The sequence below is a fragment of the Priestia sp. SIMBA_032 genome, from assembly GCF_046535215.1.
Taxonomy (GTDB): domain Bacteria; phylum Bacillota; class Bacilli; order Bacillales; family Bacillaceae_H; genus Priestia; species Priestia aryabhattai.
Window position 1 is genome coordinate 359,366 of sequence record NZ_JAWRXD010000003.1, and the last position, 19,374, is coordinate 378,739.

General features: G+C 37.9%; 15 protein-coding genes. 3 read left to right on the top strand and 12 right to left on the bottom strand.

From position 1 onward, the window contains the following. Positions 1-64: 64 nt before the first annotated feature. Complete coding sequence (locus SB717_RS12005) at positions 65-643, top strand: DedA family protein (RefSeq protein WP_074681376.1); 579 nt, start codon at positions 65-67, stop codon at positions 641-643. A gap of 48 nt (positions 644-691) precedes the next feature. Here the strand turns inward: SB717_RS12005 and SB717_RS12010 are convergent, their stop codons facing one another. The 4 genes from SB717_RS12010 to SB717_RS12025 are packed head-to-tail and all read right to left on the bottom strand — an operon-like array spanning position 692 to position 4,453. Then, the gene (locus SB717_RS12010; RefSeq protein WP_074681378.1) at positions 692-1,171 is read right to left on the bottom strand and encodes an RNA polymerase sigma factor; all 480 of its coding nucleotides are present in this window, start codon (positions 1,169-1,171) and stop codon (positions 692-694) included. Positions 1,172-1,187: 16 nt separating this feature from the next. Further along, entirely contained in the window at positions 1,188-3,197 is a 2,010-nt protein-coding gene (locus SB717_RS12015; protein WP_098620840.1) for a DUF6449 domain-containing protein, read from the bottom strand. Continuing rightward, entirely contained in the window at positions 3,172-4,071 is a 900-nt protein-coding gene (locus SB717_RS12020; protein WP_074681382.1) for an ABC transporter ATP-binding protein, read from the bottom strand. The genes SB717_RS12015 and SB717_RS12020 overlap by 26 nt, the downstream gene beginning before the upstream one ends. Next, positions 4,064-4,453, bottom strand: coding sequence for a GntR family transcriptional regulator (locus SB717_RS12025; protein WP_013083081.1), 390 nt, complete (start codon positions 4,451-4,453; stop codon positions 4,064-4,066). Before SB717_RS12025 ends, SB717_RS12020 begins: the two co-directional genes overlap by 8 nt. 346 nt (positions 4,454-4,799) lie before the next feature. Here SB717_RS12025 and SB717_RS12030 point away from each other — a divergent pair, with 346 nt between their 5' ends. Then, positions 4,800-5,672 carry a selenium metabolism-associated LysR family transcriptional regulator gene (locus SB717_RS12030; RefSeq protein WP_028408587.1) on the top strand — a complete coding sequence of 291 codons (873 nt, stop codon included), beginning with the start codon at positions 4,800-4,802 and terminating at the stop codon, positions 5,670-5,672. Between the two features lie 68 nt (positions 5,673-5,740). On the opposite strand, the gene SB717_RS12035 is transcribed toward SB717_RS12030, so the two are convergent. The 3 genes from SB717_RS12035 to SB717_RS12045 all read right to left on the bottom strand — a co-directional run bounded on the left by SB717_RS12035 (position 5,741) and on the right by SB717_RS12045 (position 9,760). Beyond that, positions 5,741-6,940 (bottom strand): MFS transporter, encoded by a 1,200-nt coding sequence (locus tag SB717_RS12035; RefSeq protein WP_074681384.1) that lies wholly within the window; start codon positions 6,938-6,940, stop codon positions 5,741-5,743. A 230-nt stretch (positions 6,941-7,170) separates the two neighbouring features. Then, positions 7,171-7,548, bottom strand: a complete 378-nt coding sequence (locus SB717_RS12040; protein WP_014460184.1) for a PH domain-containing protein — start codon at positions 7,546-7,548, stop codon at positions 7,171-7,173. 64 nt (positions 7,549-7,612) lie between these two features. After that, a complete protein-coding gene (locus SB717_RS12045; RefSeq protein ID WP_074681386.1) occupies positions 7,613-9,760 on the bottom strand; it encodes a YhgE/Pip domain-containing protein in 2,148 nt (715 codons plus the stop codon). A gap of 110 nt (positions 9,761-9,870) precedes the next feature. Here SB717_RS12045 and SB717_RS12050 point away from each other — a divergent pair, with 110 nt between their 5' ends. Next, a complete protein-coding gene (locus SB717_RS12050) occupies positions 9,871-11,046 on the top strand; it encodes an alanyl-tRNA editing protein (protein WP_410903796.1) in 1,176 nt (391 codons plus the stop codon). A 41-nt stretch (positions 11,047-11,087) separates the two neighbouring features. Here the strand turns inward: SB717_RS12050 and SB717_RS12055 are convergent, their stop codons facing one another. The 5 genes from SB717_RS12055 to speB form a co-directional block, all read right to left on the bottom strand. After that, positions 11,088-12,008: a 1,4-dihydroxy-2-naphthoate polyprenyltransferase gene (locus SB717_RS12055; RefSeq protein WP_025752322.1), complete on the bottom strand. Its 921-nt coding sequence runs from the start codon at positions 12,006-12,008 to the stop codon at positions 11,088-11,090. A gap of 579 nt (positions 12,009-12,587) precedes the next feature. Further along, complete coding sequence (locus SB717_RS12060) at positions 12,588-15,200, bottom strand: helicase-related protein (RefSeq protein WP_410903797.1); 2,613 nt, start codon at positions 15,198-15,200, stop codon at positions 12,588-12,590. Between the two features lie 199 nt (positions 15,201-15,399). Then, positions 15,400-16,761, bottom strand: coding sequence for a purine-cytosine permease family protein (locus tag SB717_RS12065; RefSeq protein ID WP_410903798.1), 1,362 nt, complete (start codon positions 16,759-16,761; stop codon positions 15,400-15,402). Between the two features lie 20 nt (positions 16,762-16,781). After that, complete coding sequence (locus tag SB717_RS12070; protein WP_074681394.1) at positions 16,782-18,230, bottom strand: aldehyde dehydrogenase family protein; 1,449 nt, start codon at positions 18,228-18,230, stop codon at positions 16,782-16,784. Positions 18,231-18,312: 82 nt separating this feature from the next. After that, positions 18,313-19,296 carry an agmatinase gene (speB, locus tag SB717_RS12075; RefSeq protein ID WP_074681396.1) on the bottom strand — a complete coding sequence of 328 codons (984 nt, stop codon included), beginning with the start codon at positions 19,294-19,296 and terminating at the stop codon, positions 18,313-18,315. Positions 19,297-19,374 lie beyond the last annotated feature (78 nt).

The window sequence follows — 19,374 nt, forward strand, 5'->3', positions numbered from 1 at the left end:
TTTATTTTGAGCGAACACTGTGTGTCACTCTCTCGTATTCTAATGAAGAAAGGAGGAAGAAAATTTGATTGATCAGCTTATCGGAGCCATTAACCAATTAGGCTACGGATATTTCTTTTTTATCATTTTAGTCGGAGCCAACCTTACTCCGATTCCTGACCCGGTATATATTATGCTTGCAGGCAGTCAGGCTACGTCTCCATCCGTTCAGTATATTCCAGCTTTTATACTTACCTACAGCGGCATGATGCTTAGCTTATACCTTAAATTTTTGATAGCCAGCCTGTTTTCAGCTCAGGCGCTTGCGCTATTAAAACGCCCGCGATGGGAAAAGAATGTCATGAAAGTTGAGCGAACGATTCAAGAATATGGATCTCACGCCATCATCGCAAGCTACTTTTTACCAGGAATGCGGCATGTGATGCCTTTTTTTCTCGGAGCAAGCGGAATGAAGCATCGTCATTACATTAAAGTCTCATTTTCTTTTGGTTTCATTTGGACGCTCGTTTTATTTATTTTCGGTTCCTTTTTTAATACGACATCTTCTTATACTGATGTGATTGAGATCACTTTAGCTTTTTGTGCGATCAGTTTGATTATCTATGCCGTCCAAAGAAGAAAAATACGAAAAAAACAGCAGTAGTTTGTGTAAAAAAGTTCTTTTTCACAAACTGCTGCTGTTTCATTTATATTAAATGACTTCATTATATTCCTTCACAAAGTATTTGCGCGCGCGGTAAAGAGCAGATTTTAACGTAGTCATCTGCATATTTAATAACTCGGCAATTTCTTCATATTTAAATCCTAATCCATATTTTAATAGAAGCAAATTGCGATACTTAGGATTCAATTGATTTAAAATCGCCTGACATTCAGCCGCTTCTTCATTTCTAAGGACCTGCTGAATAGGCGTATACATAACGGGTTCTTCTTTGTAAGAAGACGTATAGCGGTCTTTCACCATTTTACGCCTTCCTAAGTCACAGCGTTTATTTAATGCGACGCGAAACATCCAAGCTTTTATTTTTTCAGGATCGACCATTTCTTGTTTTTCTAAATATTTTAATGCTACTTCTTGCGTAATATCTTCGGCGTCTTGTCTATTCACACCATTTTTTAATAAATAAGCCAGCACCTGATTTAAATAATCTTGTAATTCCTCGCCGCACATAATAAGTTCTCCCTTGTTATTTTAGTTTTTCTTTTAGTTCGTTTGGCAGCTCATTTTCATTCAACATGTAAACCTGAGGAGTATCTACTTGATCTTTGTAATAAAAAGCAACAAGATAATCTCCCGTGTCTCGTAAGTTCGCATGTTGAAGAAGTGTTTCTACCTGCTGATTATTTTTTACTTTAATTGCTTTCTCATCCTTCGTTAGAGATGTAAACTCTTCTTGAAGACGATAATCGTTTTTAAGATGAGAAGAATTTTTAAACACTTCGGTTTTTTCTACGTCCTTTGGCATGAGACGAGCACGTTCATATAAATGCTCTTTTTTCAGCCATGCTTCTACTTCGCTATAAGACTTATCCCAAGATGCAGTTTGTACGTACTGTCCTTTTCCATCCATAAACTCAATTGAAGCCCAGCTTTCTTTTGTGCTGTACATTTCATCAAACGTTTCGTTCATCATCGACTGTTTGACTACGTGTATAAGTTCTTGTACTTTACCTGGATTTGTAATGTTGATTGAATTTGACTTTCCTGAAACAGAAAAACTCACGCTTTTAATTTTATCCATATTTTTTGTTCGTAAAAGCGGATGGAAATTTTCTTTGTATTCTTTTGTTTCTGCAATTTCTTTATAAAAAGCTTTATAGTCTGAAAATGGAATAAAGTATTCTCGGACCATTTGTTTTCCATTTTTTAATTTATAAGCAAATACAGCCATTTTACCGTTTCTGCTTTCTATTTCACTTTGTTTATCAGGATCCAGCTTCTTATCTTTAGATGCTGTAATTTGTTTTTGCAGCTGACGAACGCTCTGAATCGTTTCTTTGCTTGTATAGTAATATGGAGCTTCATAATAGCCATTCATTCCATTTGCATAGTTTTCAGGTTTATCAGTCAATGGATATATATCTTCATCGAAATATACACTTTCAATCTCTGAAGCTGCTGGCACTTTAGTAGAATAGCCAAACACATCTAGATGAATGATGAAGCCCACAATAGCTGCAGCTATAACAAACCCTAGATACCCTTTCCATTTCGTAAAGATGCGCCACGTTTTATTTAAAATAATTTGAGCAACTGTATAGCCTATTAATGAACCAATAATATAGCCCACGACCATCCATGAAAATTCACCTTTCATACTAATAAAGTAAAATCCGCCTAACATGAGTGAACAAGCAGTTACTCCGTATACGAATACCGGTTTTAACCAGCTAACTGAAATGGTTTGCGTAGCAGCTTCTACTTTTCTTTTTTGGTAGGTGATTAAAGCAATGATGTAAAATAAGACAATGAGTCCAATATAGACAAATGCACTAGTAGAAAAGCTTTTATGAGCTACCATTTGCGCTACGTGTGAAAATGGAACAAGGCTGTCAACATTTTTGTTCACGTAATAGTCATACGCATAGCCGTACCAGTAAAACTTTACATTGGATATAGCTAAATAAGAGATTCCTCCGGGTAGAAGAAATAGAACGTATAAAAAGATTCCTTGAAGGACAGACATGCCGGTGAACATTCCCGCTAAAACAGTTCCAGTCAGCACAAATAAGTTAATTAAAATACTGTAACCGACCCAGCTTAGAACATCTCTTGTTGTATAAACATTCTCAACCGTTAAAACTCCTTTAACAGCAAAAGTAACGACTCCCGTAATTAAAATAGGAACAACTAAAACCAACGCGCCGAGAAGCATATTTTGATGAAAAAGCGTAGAACGTTTAATTGGTAAACTATGAATATAGTCAGCCGCAATCTTCGTTTGTATATATCTAAATAGGAAAATACCAAGTAATACTGGTACAACAAACATAAACACAAATTCCAGCCCATCCAATACGTTAAATAACGTGTCTGGTTTCTCTATATAAGGCTCTACCTTGCCTGTGAAAGTGAAAATCAGTTGTAAAGGTAAAGCGAACAGCAGTACTAGCAAGTATACAAGCCCAATCCATCCCACATTTCTCATGGATTGAATCCACATGCCGCGGTTAAACGATGATGTTTTCGATTGCATAACCCACATCCCCCATTTCATAAATAAAGATTTCTTCCAGCGTAAGTGGCAAGATGTCAAAAATTAAAGGCTTATACGATCGGACTTTGTTGACTAAGTGATTTTCTTTTCCTCGAACAATACAAAGCAAGACGCTTCCTCGTTGTTCTTGATATAAAATGTCTAGCGTGTCATAAAGCGCTAGCGGCACATCTCCTTCAAATGCAACTTGAATTTTGTGCACGTCTGATTTTAAATCATCCAGCTCTTTTTCAATTAATAATTGACCGTGATGCAAGATGCCTACATGATCACACAGATCTTCCACTTCTCGCAGGTTATGTGACGAAATTAAAATCGTCATTTCCCGTTCTGCCACGTCTTGAACAAGGAGGTTTTTAATTTTTTGCCGCATTACCGCATCTAAACCGTCGAGCGGCTCATCTAAGATAAGTACATCAGGCATAGCAGACAGCGCTAACCAAAAACCTACTTGTCGCTGCATTCCCTTGGACATTCTATGTACCTTTTTATGTAATTGAATTGGGAAAGCTTCTTTTAACTTTTGAAACCGCTCTTCGTTCCAAGTCGGATAGACGCTTCTATAAAAAGACGCTAATTGCTTAATCGTTGTTTGAGGGAAAAAGTAAAGAGAATCTGGCATAAAAATAAGACGTTCTTTTAAACCAACGTTTTCAAACACTTCCTCACCATCTATTGCGATTTTCCCATGATCTTGCTTATAAATACCTGCAATGATTTTTAATAGCGTTGTTTTTCCTGCCCCGTTGGAGCCAAGCAGTCCGTAAATAGATCCTTTTTTTATAGAAAGCGTGACGTCTCTTAGAGCTTCCATTTCTTCAAACTCTTTTTTTATCGCCTTCAGTTCAATCACTATCGCTTCCTCCTTTTACTGCTTTTTCAGCCTGTGAAATAAGTGATAGAATTTCATCTTTATCCATCCCTAAATACATAGCTTCTGCCAACAGCTTTACTAATTCTTCTTTCATCTTTTTCACCTTCTCGTTATTTAGTGTATCAACTTGAGGCGTTACAAAACTTCCTTTGCCTGGAACTGAATAAATATAGTTTTGATGTTCTAGTTCACGATACGCTTTTTGAATTGTATTTGGATTAATCGTTAATTCTTTTGCTAACAGCCGAACAGATGGAAGCTTTTGATCGGCCTTAAAGACTTCATGAATAATAAGCTCTTTCAATTTATCTACTAATTGCTCGTATATCGGCTTACGACTACGAATATCTAAATCGAACATAGTGTCTGCCTCCCTTCATCTACCCAAAATCATGATGTGTGTACTAGGTGTATTAACTGTATTACTTATCGCATTACAGTTAATATTATAGTATGTTTTTTGGAAAAAACAAGTACTTTTTTTACTTTTGTTACAAATAGATGACAAAAAAGTGTTTAATAGCTTTATAGATGAAATGCAAATAGCTGTAAATAAATTGCGCGGGCTGCCTTTGTTATAAGCCAAAGTACTCCTTTAAATCAGCACCTCATTTTGTTTTTCTTACCTAGATACCTCTAGTTATTACCATAATAATGTTTTATAATGTTTATAATTAATTTTTTTAATATAAAAGGAGCCCTACTCTATGTACTATGATGCATTAAAGACGTTTGTTTCTGTTGTAGAAGAGCAAAGCTTTACAAAAGCTGCGGAAAAATTAATGATTTCACAGCCAAGCGTAAGCGTACACATCAAAAATCTTGAAAAAGAATTTCAAACTTCCCTGTTCCTGCGTTCACCTAAAATGTTAAAAATCACACCCAGCGGCGAAATTTTATACGATCGTGCTAAACAAATGATTCAAATATATGAGCATACGAAACGAGATATTTATGAACACCATCACCGTGTCAAAGGAATGCTAACGATTGGCGCCAGTTTTACGATTGGCGAATATATTCTTCCTTCTTTTTTAGCAAAGCTTCGTGAACAGTATCCTGATATTGATGTAGAAGTAACTATCGGTAATACAAAGGAAATTGCTCAGCTTGTTCGTCATTTCAAAGTAGATGTAGGACTTATTGAAGGACACACGGAAGAGTCCGACTTACATATTCAGTCCTTTATGGACGATGAACTTGCCATCGTTGCGTCAGTCGATCACCCTTTAGCTCAGCTTAAAAAAGTAGAAATTGATGATTTACAAAATCAGCGGTGGGTAGCGCGTGAAAAAGGCTCTGGAACAAGAGAATATTTAGATCACGTTCTAATGTCCAACGGTTTAAAAATGAAAAGCATGCTAACGATAAGCAGCAATCAAGGAATTAAAGAAGCAATTGTTCATAATTTAGGAATGTCTGTACTGTCGCTTTGCGCTATTAAAGAAGATGTAGCACAAAAGCACCTATCGATTCTCAACGTTAACACCGCTCCTTTTAAGCGCCGTTTTTCTTATATCTATCCTGCTAACAGCGCTCATAAAAAAGTGGCGGAGCTTTTTATTCAGCTTTTAAACTAAAAAAGACTTTCCACACTGAGTGGAAAGTCTTTTTTAGTAAATAGCCATACATGTCTTTACATTCTTTTTTAGTGAACATGCGTCTGCTGAGCCGGCATTTTTGACAAACGAACAGCTAAGAAAAAGGCTGTGGTAAGAAATACGCCAATTAAAGCAATCACACCTTTCCAGCCGTACGCACTCCAGCATAATCCAGCCACCGTCCCTCCAATGCTTGATCCTGCATAGTAAAAAAACAAATACAAAGACGAAGCCTGAGCTTTGTCATGCGTTGCTCTTCTTCCTACCCAGCTGCTTGCAATGGAGTGACTTCCGAAAAAGCCAAAAGTCAGCAGCAAAAGCCCGGTAATTTTTATCCATAAAACCGGATGCAGCGTAACGATTGAACCTATAAGCGTAACAGCAATCGTACATAACAGCACTTTTTTCCGGCCATATCGATCCGCCAGCGTCCCCATCCAGACTGAGCTGAATACTCCAACAAAGAAAATAACAAAAATAAAACTTACAAGCGTATGATTCCAAGAATACGGAGGAGCGGATAAAGCGTATCCAATATAATTGTATAAAGCTACGTTACTTCCAAGCAGTGCAAAACCAATAGCAAAAAGACAAAGCATTCCTTTATCTTGAAGATGACTGCGAAGAGAGCCGGTAAGCTGCCTAAGTTCAAATGACCGGGAAGTAAAGTTCTGTGAATCAGGCAAGTTCATAAAAAAAACAAATGTAGCCAATAAGCTGATTGCGCTTACAACATCAAGAGCTACAGACCAGTTGAAATACTCCGTGAGCACTCCTGTCATAAGTCTTCCCGCTACGCCTCCAAAAGCGTTTCCGCTTATATAAATCCCCATCGCTTTTCCTAAACTCCCGGGTTCAATTTCTTCTCCTAAGTAAGCCATAGCCACAGAAGGCAGCCCTGCTAACACGATTCCTTGAATAACGCGAAAAACTAACAGCGTTTCAAAGGTAGAGCTAAATGCAGTCATGATGCATAGCAATGACGCAAAAATTAACGATAGGCCCATCAGTTTCTTTCGTCCCCACACTTCCGATAAAGAACCTAAAAAAAGCATACTAACCGCAAGCGTGATCGTTGTTAAAGAAAGAGATAAACTCGCAAACGCCGGGGATATACCAAATTCTCTAGAAAATTCGGGTAAAATGGCCTGTGTACAATATAAAATCGAAAATGTGTTGAAGCCTGCTGCAAAAAGTGCAACATTTGTTTTGCGAAAAGCTGATGTTCCAATTACGGTATAACTCACAGTTGGTCACTTCCTTTTTTCTCTAAAAAAAGCATATCACGGTTTTTTTATTCTGTATAATTCATTATGTAAATCGTTTTCATGCATTTCAGTAATGAGTGAAATAAACAAATATAGAAGGACAAACCTGATTATTTTTTAAACAGCTGCATGCGAGAAAGAAGATATTATCCTTTCCCGTTTTACACAAGCATAAAAAAGTTGAGCCAATTTTTCATGGCTCAACTTTTTTAATCTAATACATAAGATGCTAATACTTTTTGCACGTCGTAAATGCTTTTATCTTTACGAAATTCTTTTGAAATCGGCGCGCTAGAACCCGATACCCAAATATTCAATTCCGCATCTAAATCGAACGTTCCAGCCGTTTCTACGCTAAAATGGGTAATCGTCTTATAAGGAATGGAATGATAATCTGTTTTCTTTCCCGTCACTCCTTGCTTATCAACGATAATTAAGCGTTTCGTCGTAAACACCATTAAATCGCGAATGACTTTATACGCTTGTTCCACTCGCTCGTTGGCAATTAAAATGTTTTGTAAATCTTTTTCAGTTCCTCTTATATCTGCTTCTGATGCATTTCCTAATAGTCCATCTAATATACCCATGCTTATCACTCCTTTCTATCTACACTACCGCATTTTGTTCTGTCTGGAAACCCAAAACGTTTTTTTAATGAATTAATTTACTTTCACGCGCTTTTTTTGTTAATTTTGCACTCGTTTTACTAAGAGGCTTATGAAGGAAAATACCAACCAACAGCACGCCAAGCCAAATGCAAAGTAGAACCGTAACGTCTTTTCTTACAATATCCGCTAACATGCCTCCTACAACTTCCCTCATCATGCTTATTGCGTAGGTAAATGGCAAAAACGGATTGAGTGCTTGGAAAAAAGCAGGCACGACTTGAATCGGAAATGTACCGCCTGCAGCTGAAAGCTGAAGTACAAGCAAAACAATCGCCATCGCTTTTCCTGCATTGCCAAATATCGCTACAAGCGTATAGACAATCGTCATAAACACGAAACTGCATAGCAAGCCTAAAAAGATAAAAGGCACTTTATCTACGACGTACGTTTTGATTACAAATAAATCGCCTAGCGTCACAATAAAAGCTTGTACAAGAGCAATAGACAAAAACGTTAAAAGTCTTCCAAGATAGACTTCATAGCTTTTAAACCGCTCTTCATCTGTTACTTCTACGCTTAAAATCGAAACTAACAGCAAAGCTCCGACCCACAAGCAAAGCGTTGTGTAAAACGGCGACATAGCCGAGCCGTAGTTCGGAATGGGATAAAGCCTTTCTTCTTTTAAAAGAACCGGTTTAGCAAAAAAATCACTTTCTTTTTGCACATCGTTTTTTAACAAATTAATAATATCTTCAATGTTTTCTTTTCGCTGAAATTCTCGTATCTTCTCCGCTATATTGTGCACGTTTTGTTCAATTCGCGGAAAGTCTTTTGTTATTTTCTCAAGCTCCTGCTGCCCAAGCAAAATGCCACTCGCTGTTTTAGACAGCATATTCGAAACATCAGGCATGCTTTTATTGGCTTCCTCAAGCAGTGAATTTGCGCTTGCCGTTTTATCTTTTGCCTCTTTGATTGCTTGTTCAACAGCGGGCACAATCGTAGAAGAATACGAATTCGTTAACGTATTTAATCTTGAAACCGCTTGGTCGGTGCGTGAGCTGAATCTATCAAGCACACTTGGATCTGGTGCATCTCCATTTTTTGTTTGTTGCTGCAAGTCGTTTACATCCGAAAGCTGCTGCTGTAAAAGCCCATTTACATTTTTTACGTCATTAATAACAGGTGAAAGAACTTTTTGTTGAGATAATGCATTTAAATCTGTAAGAAGCGTAAGAATCTCTCCTGTGTCAGAAATTTGTTTTGTTAACTGCACTTTTAGCTGTTCTGCTGCTGCGCTGACTTCAGCCGGTGCGATATCTTTTTCCATCAGCTGATTCTTCAGTTCTTGCACTCCGAGAGCTCGTTGTTGAACACGGTGCAGCGTTTCGTTGATCGTCGGCTCGGCGGTTTTTAAAACTTCGTCGCTTTTAGTTAAAAACGTATTGAGCTGCTGAGTCATCTGTGCGCCGTCAGCTGTTAATCTCTCTACTTCAGGAAGAGCAGCCTGAGCTTTCGATACAATAGCTCCAGCTTTTTGAGTAGTGTCATTCGCTTCATTAATTACTTTTTTGATTTCAGGAAGACGATTTTCGAGCTCAAAAATTCGTTGTTCAACTTGTTGAATAGTCGGCAAATCCCGCTGCAATGTAATACCTAGTTCGTTGAACAGTGAAAAAATGGCTCCATTCGCTGTTTTGACGAATTTTTCACTGATCTGTTGTGTTAAGCTGCTGGCTCCTTTGCTTGTAATTTTAGGAGCCACGGCGTTTATTTTTTCGTTTACTTTGTAAATAATGACCGGCTTTTCCAAACGATCTTGAAGAACGGTACCAAGCTTTTGCGAAAAATCTTTTGGAATAACAATACTTGCATAATAGTCTCCGTGCTTTACTCCATGATCAGCTTTTTCTTTTGAGACAAACGTCCATCCAAGCGTTTTATTTTTCTTTAACGTTGCAATAATATCTTTTCCCACGTTTATATGCTGACCTCTTATCGTAGAACCTTCGTCTTCGCTCGTTACTGCAATGGCAATACCTTCAGTCCGCCCGTATGGATCCCAAGATGCTTTTATATTAAACCATGCATAAAAAGACGGCAGAATCATAAGCGTCAGCACAATGATAATCATCGCCCAATTGGTGAAAATTCTTTTTAAATCCCGCGTATAAATATAAACAGTATTTTTCATATGTCCCACCCAGTTTTATTGTTACAAGTTAGCTTATCCATGTTCGAAGAAACATATTTCTGATACTATAGAAAAAGTTAGATATGGTTTTAGTAGAAAGGATGATGAACATGACAGAAAGACTTTATTATAGCAATCCCTACACAAAAACGTGGGAAACAGAAGTAACAGAGACGCGCGCTCTTTCAAATGGCTACGCTTTAACATTAAAACAAACTGCTTTTTATCCAGAAGGCGGCGGACAGCCTTCTGATTACGGTACTATTGCCGGAATTAAGGTAAAAGATGTGTACGAAGAAAATGGAGAAGTCTATCACCTCGTTGATACGCTCCCTGTACAAACGAACATCACGTGTGAAATTGACTGGAATCGCCGCTTTGATCATATGCAGCAGCATAGCGGACAGCACTTACTTTCAGCTCTATTAATCGATACATACGATATTCACACCGTTAGCTTTCATTTAGGAAGCGACGCTGTCTCTATTGATTTAAATGTACCTCAGTTATCTCATGAGCAGCTCTTACACATTGAAAAAATTGTAAACGATGCTATTTACAGCAACCGCCCCATTAAAACGTACGAAGTGAAAAAGGAAGACTTACGTACTCTTGCGCTTCGCAAAGTGCCCGAGCTAGAAGACGAAGTGGTACGCATCGTAGAAATTGACGGGATTGATGTTTCTGCCTGCTGCGGTACTCATGTGAACCAAATTGGTGAACTGGGTCTCATTAAACTTACAAAAACAGAAAAGCAGCGCGGCAATACACGCCTCTTTTTTAAATGCGGTATGCGTGCCTTAGCTGATTATCAGCAGTCTCAAGAAATCGTAGCAGAACTTAGTAATAAATTCAGTACAAGCCGTGAATTAGTTGTAGAACGAATTAAAAAATTGGAGACTGAACAAAAAGAACTGCAAAAACAGCTAGAAGAATTAAAAAATGAAAATGCAGCTTATCTAGCAAGTGAATTAGAAGCCAAAAAAGAAGGAACATTCCTGTACCATCACTTTGAAAACCGTACACTAAAAGATGTGCAAACTTTGACAAAGCAGCTTCTTCAAACACCTGATACGACGCTTCTTTTTTCTTTGTCAAGCGATCAAAAAGTCTTACTTGCCCACAGCGGCAGTGAGGTAAAATGCGGAGAGCTTTATAAAGAGCTTCTTCCGCTTTACGATGGAAAAGGCGGCGGCGGCCCAAAACAAGCCCAAGCCAGCTTTTCATCTTCTGAAAATATGAACGCATTTCTTAGCGCAGTAAAAGGAAAAATAACTGGAGCATAACATAAAGCCTGTCTTTAAAAAGACAGGCTTTTTCCACTCAATCAGCTTACTAAATAGCCAATTAATAATCCAATTGATAAAGTAAATCCAAAAAATGTATTTGTTTGCGCGGTTGCTTTCATTGCAATAAGCTCTCCGCGTACAAATGCTTGTACGGCTTGAATTGGCTTAGGTGCACTAAGAAACACTAAGAAAATCCAAGGACTAATATCGAAGAATACCACTAATGCAACGGTCCAAATATACGCAATGCCAAACAAAGCAGCTAAAAATCTAATCGCATTTTTAGAACCTAATAAAATGGCTAGCGTACGACGTCCGCCTTTTGTATCTTCTTCTATATCACGAATGTTGTTAGACAAATTAATCGCACCTACTAAAATCGCAATCGGAAGTGATACAAAGATGCTTTCAGACGTTACTGTATTCGTTTGAATAAAAAATGAAATCAATACGAACATCGCGCCCATGCAAAGACCTGAAAATAATTCTCCAAACGGCGTATACGCAATCGGAAGCGGTCCGCCCGTATACAAATAACCAATCGCCATACCTACTAATCCAACTAAAGCAAGCCACCAGCTGCTGTTTGCACATATATATACACCTAAAATAAGAGCAATTCCATAAGAAATCAGTGCTAAATTTAATACCGTTTTCGGTTTCATGCCGTGTCTGACGATGGCTCCTCCGATACCTACGGAGTCTTCTGTGTCTAACCCGCGTTTAAAATCATAGTACTCGTTAAATAAGTTCGTCGCAATTTGAATCCACAAACATGAAAAAAGCATCGCAAGAAACATCCAAACGTTCACATGGCCATAAAACATGGCTAGAACTGTTCCAATTAAAACCGGTACAAACGATGCTGTTAGCGTATGAGGACGGGTTAATTGCCACAAAATCTTCCCTTTACTGTACTGCTCGACTGCAGCTTTGTTTTCTTTGTTATGACTTGTCATCATCCTCTTCCCTTCTATTACGAACCGTATCTCTATTTAAAAGTGCTGCTTTTAATATAACGAATGATAGCAAACTTACTCTAATACAATACACGTCCGCCCAACAAAAAAATCACGGAACTCTTTAAAATATCAGTTCCATTCTATATCATAATAATTTATTCGTCTTTTTACAAGATGACCGCTTATACATTTCCGATTTTTTTCTGCAAAAATCTGCTTTGACGCAGAAATTTATAGAAAAAAGATAAAAAGCCTATCCGAAAAATAAGATTGAAACATAAAGAAATGCATCCAATCTAAAGACAAATAAATGAGATACATGAGCTGAACCAATTGTTACACCTCAGTTGATTTCCGTGTAGGACGTCGCTTTCTGCGTGGTCTCACCTGTTCCGCTTTTCCCACAGGAGTCTTTGCCTTGCCCTCCAATCAACTGCTAGAAGGAACGAAACACATGAAAGCTACCTTCACAATAAAAAAAGCCGAACCAATTGGATTCTCAATCAAAAATCCAAATCGTTCGGACCTTTCTTTAACTAAAATACGTTCTTAGAAGCCACTTTTTATCACTACATCTTAGTAATTAAAATCTTCGTCCCCATGTCTTCTGCGGAATCTTTTATGAAAACACGAATCGCATATCGCATGATCATGATTCCAAGGAAGGTCTTTAGAACACGCACTGCATGTTCTTTTAAATTTTTTCATATCTTTTCTTAATACGTTATGGATTTTATCGGTAAGCTCTTCTCGTACACGCTCCCAGTAAATAGCCTCTGGCCTTCTGTCCATTCGATATAAAAATAAAAGATGCAGGCCAATCGCCTTATAAGACAGCTCTAATTTTTCGAGTGAGCCTTCTATCATCCGTGGTTCAGGTAACTCTTCTCTGTTAACAATCGCATTCATGCTGGCAACCCACTGCTTTTTCAAAGAGCTTTCTTTTGCTGAAAACGGCAGCTGCAAGTAGCCGTATAAATCAACAATGGGCATTTTCGCCTCAATAAGCGTGTCTTTCACTTCCTCATAAAGCTCACGTTCTTGTGCCAGGTTTGATTTTTGTGTACCTTTTGGATTTTTAAATTTAGCCCACATGTCAAAAAACGTTCCGAGGTCATGATGATATTCTTTAAATCTTCTTAGCATATCTGAAGTAGGCGCAATTGAAAATTTGCTGATTTGCTCGTCTGTTGAAAATAACAGTTCTCTCATTTGTTTTGCATCTTTAGCGAATGCAACTTCTCCAACATTGTAGAGCCCCTTCCTTCCAGCACGACCTGCAATCTGCTTTAACTCTTGAGAAGTCAGCAACCTCCGCTTTTGCCCGTCAAATTTCATGTTTTCTAAAAGAACAATTCGTCTAATCGGCAGGTTTAATCCCATTCCAATCGCATCTGTAGACACAATGACATTTGTTTCTCTATTAATAAACTGCTCAATTTGTTTTCTTCTCGTTTCAGGCGGCATACTTCCATAAATCACGCTCACTTTATGACCATCTTTTTCTAGCTTAGCCGCTGTCTGGAGCACTTTTTTACGCGAGAAAACAATTAAAGCATCTGCGGGTTTCACTTGTTCAATTTTGAAATTTCGAAGATCTACTTTTAAAGGTATATCTCTTTCGTACTCATGAATTTCTGAGATAACACCGTCTAACATCTCTTCTAACATACTTCGAATGCTTAAACTCCCGATCACATGAACTTGTTTGGCATTAGCTCGGGTGATGGCTTTATACCATGAAAACCCCCGATCTCGGTCTTGAATCATCTGTGCTTCATCAATTACCGTTACATCGCCATGTTCTAATTCGCTAAACATTTCTACGGTACCGGCCATATGCTGAGCGTCTTCAACAATCTTTTCTTCTTCACCTGTTTTTAACGAACAAGCAACTCCGTCTTTGTTCAGCTTTTCAAAAACTTCTAAAGCTAACAGGCGAAGCGGCGCTAAGTAACTACCCGAAGCAGCTTTTTTTAATGACTTTAATGCTGTATACGTTTTTCCTGTGTTTGTATCACCGAGATGAAGAATGTATTCCGTTTCTTTTCTTGGATCCATTTCGTATTCTGCACCAAAAATATAATTTAACTGTCGCTGTTCTTCTTCAATCAGCTTTTTCTTTTCTTCACGTTCACGTTCTTGTTGTAATCGTCTTTCTTCCAGCTGCTGTGCATATCGCTTTTTATGCTCTTCGATCGTTAAGTTGTGATCTGAAACTTCTAGTACATCGGAAAGCCTTTCTTCTACGATCATTTTTTTATATTCATAGACCAAATCTGATAAATTACTTCTGAGTGCTTTTATAATATCCATTCGTGTTACCGAAGCATTTGTATAAGATTTATATTCTTCTTTAAATGAAGCAGGAAGGTCATCCATAATCATAGTTGGAATAATTTCATAAATCTTATCTGTGATAAATACCTCGTATACATCTTCATACGTTTCAAACAAGATAATCGTTGAATATCTGTCTAATTCTGAGCTTACATTCCCGGTAAGCTCTTGAAAAAAGTCATGAACCGTTTCATAATCATGACGTGTTAAATCACCGTTTTCTATTAATTCATCTTCAAGCTCAGTATGCGGTGCATAGTTTTCAATATATTTTGAGTTTGTTTCAATATCTTTTGATAGCTGATGTGAAAGCTGTTCTCTTATATGTAGGTAATACAGCTCTTTATTCACTTCCAAAATAGGAGCTGATTCTAAATTTAACTGCAATTGATATCTGGCTTTTCGATCATTAATACTTTGCTGTCTTTCTTTCTCTTTTCTTTCTTCTTCTTTTTTGGCAAATTCGGCTCTTGCTTCTCCGTATAGTGATAGCCACTCTGCTTTATTGCCATTTCCGTATTGCTCTTTTACCCAAGAAAAAGCATCAAACTCCATACCTTTTCTCGTTTCTTTAGCAAATAACTTATCTATAGCTTGAGGTTTATACCCTTTCACCTCAAAGCCTTTCTCTGTTAAATATGACTTTCTATTTTTTTTAGATACAGAAGAAACAACTGCTTTTCTCCACGTAGTCCCCCAGGCCTTTTTAATAAAAGAGTGCCTGTCTGTTAAATAAGTCTCAAAATCCGGACATTCGTCTTGTTCACCTATTACGCTTTTTATATCCTGTAGTAATGTATGTTTAGTTTTTTCAATGGCCCTGCTTTGAATAGCCTCTAATTCGAGCATAAAATTCTCCTTTGGAAAGTTTTCCTACATTTATTATAGGAAAGACCCTTGAGAGAATCAAATACATGTTATTACTTTATTTTTAGCTAGATCAAGAACCTCTCTCCTTCTTGCTTTTGCTTATTCCTTAGCTATTTTTAACACAAAAAGCTCCTTTAAATAGGAGCTTTTTGATAATTAAGTCCATTTTAAATGTATATCAAGCATTTTTATCGATTCCCTTTGAGTAAGGGATTGAGACTTGTGAAAGTTTGGTTAACAATGCATGTAAAACACCTGTAAATAAAAAAGCTAAGATCGTTGCACCAGTGGCTAGTGGGTGAACGTACGTAAAATAGTAGGCAAATACAGCCCCCACTATATAAGACACATACACATGAAGGTTAAAGCCTTTTGTATACCAGTACAGTTTATTTTCTTTTTCTAAAATAGCTGAAACGTCATAGTGTTTTCGGCGAATGATATAATAATCAACAAGAACAATCGCAATAATAGGAATAAATAATACGCCGATCATAAGCAAAAAGCTTTGAAAATTTGTCATTAACCACTCTTTTAATAAAGAACCTAGAACTGTGACAACTCCCATGGTTAGTGCCGGTATCCAGAACCTCTGCTTTGGAAAAATAGATAAATAAGACATTGTCGCGCTATACAATACCATTACGTTGGTTGACAGCACCGATAAAAAAATTACGATGGCAGCTACTAACCCTAACAGCGGGCTATATGCGCCAATTAAATTTACCGGGTCATACGTTTGCGTCATATTTCCGAGAATTGAAAAACCAGAAACCGTTGCGCCTAACCCCATCGCAATTAAAGTTGCGACATTATATCCTAAATAAGTTCCCACGATGCCCGTTTTTTCAGATTTACAGTTTCGGTTATAATCGCAAACAATAGGAATCCACGTAAAAGCTGTAGCTACTACAATATCAAAAGCTAACATTCCTGTAATACTAGGATTTTCGCTTGCTTTCATTTGAATTAATTTTACTGAATCAAATTCGATAAACAAATAGCTAAACACAACGGTTGCTAAAGTGACCATAAGCGTAGCTACTAATTTTTCCGTTGCTTCAATGCCCTTATGTCCGTATATAGAAATAGCTACTACCAACACTTGAGTAAGAATTGTAAATAGATTGATATTGCTGTAACCGGTCAAAAAAGTAATGGCATGATTTAAACTTAGCCCTGCCATGTAGGCTTGAATCCACGCCCAGCCGATTAATGTAATAAGATTAACAGCAGCAGGAAGCATAGCTCCTCTTTGTCCAAAAGATGGTCTCATCAAAACCATGGTTGGAAGACCGGTTCGAGTTCCGATATTCCCCATCAACACGAGCGGTATGGCACCAACTAAAGAGCCAAGCACAATAATAAATAATGCCTTTAAAAAGTTCATATCGGGTACAAACAGCATTCCGGTAAAAACGGTCGTTACTACCACATTGGCTCCTATCCACATGGAAAATGTAGAGAAGAAGCCCATACTTCTTTTATTCATTGCAATCGGCTGCACATCATCATGGGCGAGACCACTTTTTGTTGTCATTCCTATTCCACCTTTCACTTTTATTGATACCAGTTGGCTCGAGCTAGCTTGGAATTTGTATTCACATGTTTTGTTTCAGTAAAAGCAGCTAATCCTGATGGACCTAACTCCCGGCCAATGCCGCTTTCTTTAAAACCGCCCCACGCCGTTTCAATATGAGGCGTATGGTAGCCGTTGATCCAAATCGTTCCCGCTTGAAGATGTTCAGCAACTCGCTCTGCTTTCATTAAATCATTCGTTAAAATTCCTGCAGCTAAACCAAATCTTGTGCCGTTGGCAAGTGCTATGGCTTCTTCTTCACTTGAAAAAGATTGAACGGTAATGACCGGACCAAATATTTCTTCTTGTACGACTTTCATATGCTGCTCCACATCGACGAGCACCGCCGGCTTTATATAGTTTCCATCTTCGCAGTCAATTAACGTTCCTCCTGTTAATAAATTCGCGCCTTCTTCTTGACCTAACTTGACAAAATCCTGTATTTTGTTCAGATGCTCCTTGCTAATAACCGGACCCATCTCTGTTTCTTCTCTGAAGGGGTTACCAATTTTTATAGCAGCAACAGCCTCCGTAAGAGCAGAAAGAAACAGCTTATAAATAGATTCATGTACGAGTATACGCGATGAAGCTACACACACTTGTCCTTGATTAAAAAACGAGCCAAACATTGTCCAGTCTACTGCAATATCAATTTCACTGTCTTCAAAAATAAGAAGCGGAGATTTCCCTCCTAGTTCAAGCGAAACTCTTTTCATCTCTTTTGCGCACTGCTGATAAATACGTTTACCTGTTTCTGATCCACCTGTAAAAGAGACTTTAGCTACGTCTTTGTGTTCAACAAGGGCACTTCCCACTTTACCGTCTCCTGTAAGTAAATTAAACACGCCTTCTGGTATACCAGCTTTTTCACATAGTGAGGCTAACTTTAAAAAAGAAAGTGGCGTTAATTCTGACGGCTTAAACACTACCGCATTTCCAGCTGCTAAGGCAGGAGCCACCTTCCACATACCAAGCAGCAAAGGGAAATTCCAAGGAACAATTAGCGCGCATACGCCGATAGGTTCTTGAATGATTTTACTGTTTGTATCGTCGAACATGTCCTTTGTCCACGGCTGATTTTCTTCTATTAAATTTGCGTAATATCTTAAACAATTAATCGTATCTTCAATATCTAACTGTGCTTCTTTTATCGGTTTGCCAGTATTTAATGTTTCTGTTTCAGCGAATATACTCGTTTCATTTTCTAATAAATTTGCTAGTTTCTTAAGCACCTTTACACGCAGTGATTTATTTTTCTTCCATTCACTTTGTTCAAAAGCCTGCTTTGCTTTACCTACTGCTTCCTCTACTTGTTGAAGCGACGAATCAAATACTTTCGCTATAATCTTATTGGTTGCTGGGTTGAGTATTTCTCTTTTACATGGTTTTGCTTGCTTCTTATCTACTGTTACATTTACTTGCTCGTTCATAGTCCAACACTCCCTATAGAAAACTCGTATATAAAAATGGGAAGATAATAGTACCTTCCCACTTTTACCGTCTTGTTTATATTTAGTCGCGTGCTTTCACTAACAGCGTTTCTTCTTCTTTTGCTTTTTTTCTTAACGCAATAAGCGTGATAAATTCATAAACAATATTAGCGGCCGCTGCTGCTGTAATTTGTCCATGGTCATAAGCTGGCAGTACTTCTACTAAATCAAAGCCGACAAAATCTATATTTGTTAACCCGCGGACAAATTGAAGGGCATCGTCAATACTTGCACCTGATACTTCAGGCGTTCCTGTTCCTGGTGCGTAAACTGGATCTAAAAAGTCAATGTCAAACGACAAAAACACGGGTCCTTCTCCTACACGCTTATGAATAATATCTAGCATTCTTTCAACGCCGATTTTTTTATATTCATTTGTCGTATACAGAGCTAGACCTAAGTTCTTTGCATCTTCTAAATCTTCAATGCCGTAAAGACCGCCTCGCATACCGATTTGAATCGAGCGGGACACGTCGATTAATCCTTCTTCAATTGCTCTTCTGAATACCGTGCCGTGATTGTATTTTTGTTCGAAATAACTATCCCACGTATCAGAATGAGCATCAAACTGTAAAAGCGCTACCGGTCCGTGTTTTTTCGCAATCGCACGAAGTTCACCAAGCGTCATTGAATGATCGCCTCCTAATGAAATAGGAATAATTCCTTCATTCACAACCGGCGTTAACCCTTCTTCAATTTTTTTATATGTTTCTAAAATATACCCGGGAACAACTGACAAATCCCCGTAGTCTACGCCTGAAATGTAATCAAAAATATTAATCTTTTGTTCTGGGTTATACGGACGAAGCAAAATGGAGAAATCTCGAATAGCTTCCGGTCCAAAACGTGCTCCTGTTCGAAAAGACTGCCCTGAATCAAATGGAATACCTGTCACAATAAAATCCATCTCTGAATTTACTTGTTCTACATACGGAAGTCTCATAAATGTTCGAGGTCCGCAAAAACGCGGAGATTCAAATGAATTTTTCGGCTGATATTTTGGCATGCTTTATTCCTCCTAATGGTTTTCATTCAGTAGCGCCGTGTCAACATATTAGATACTGACGCTTTTTATTTAGATACT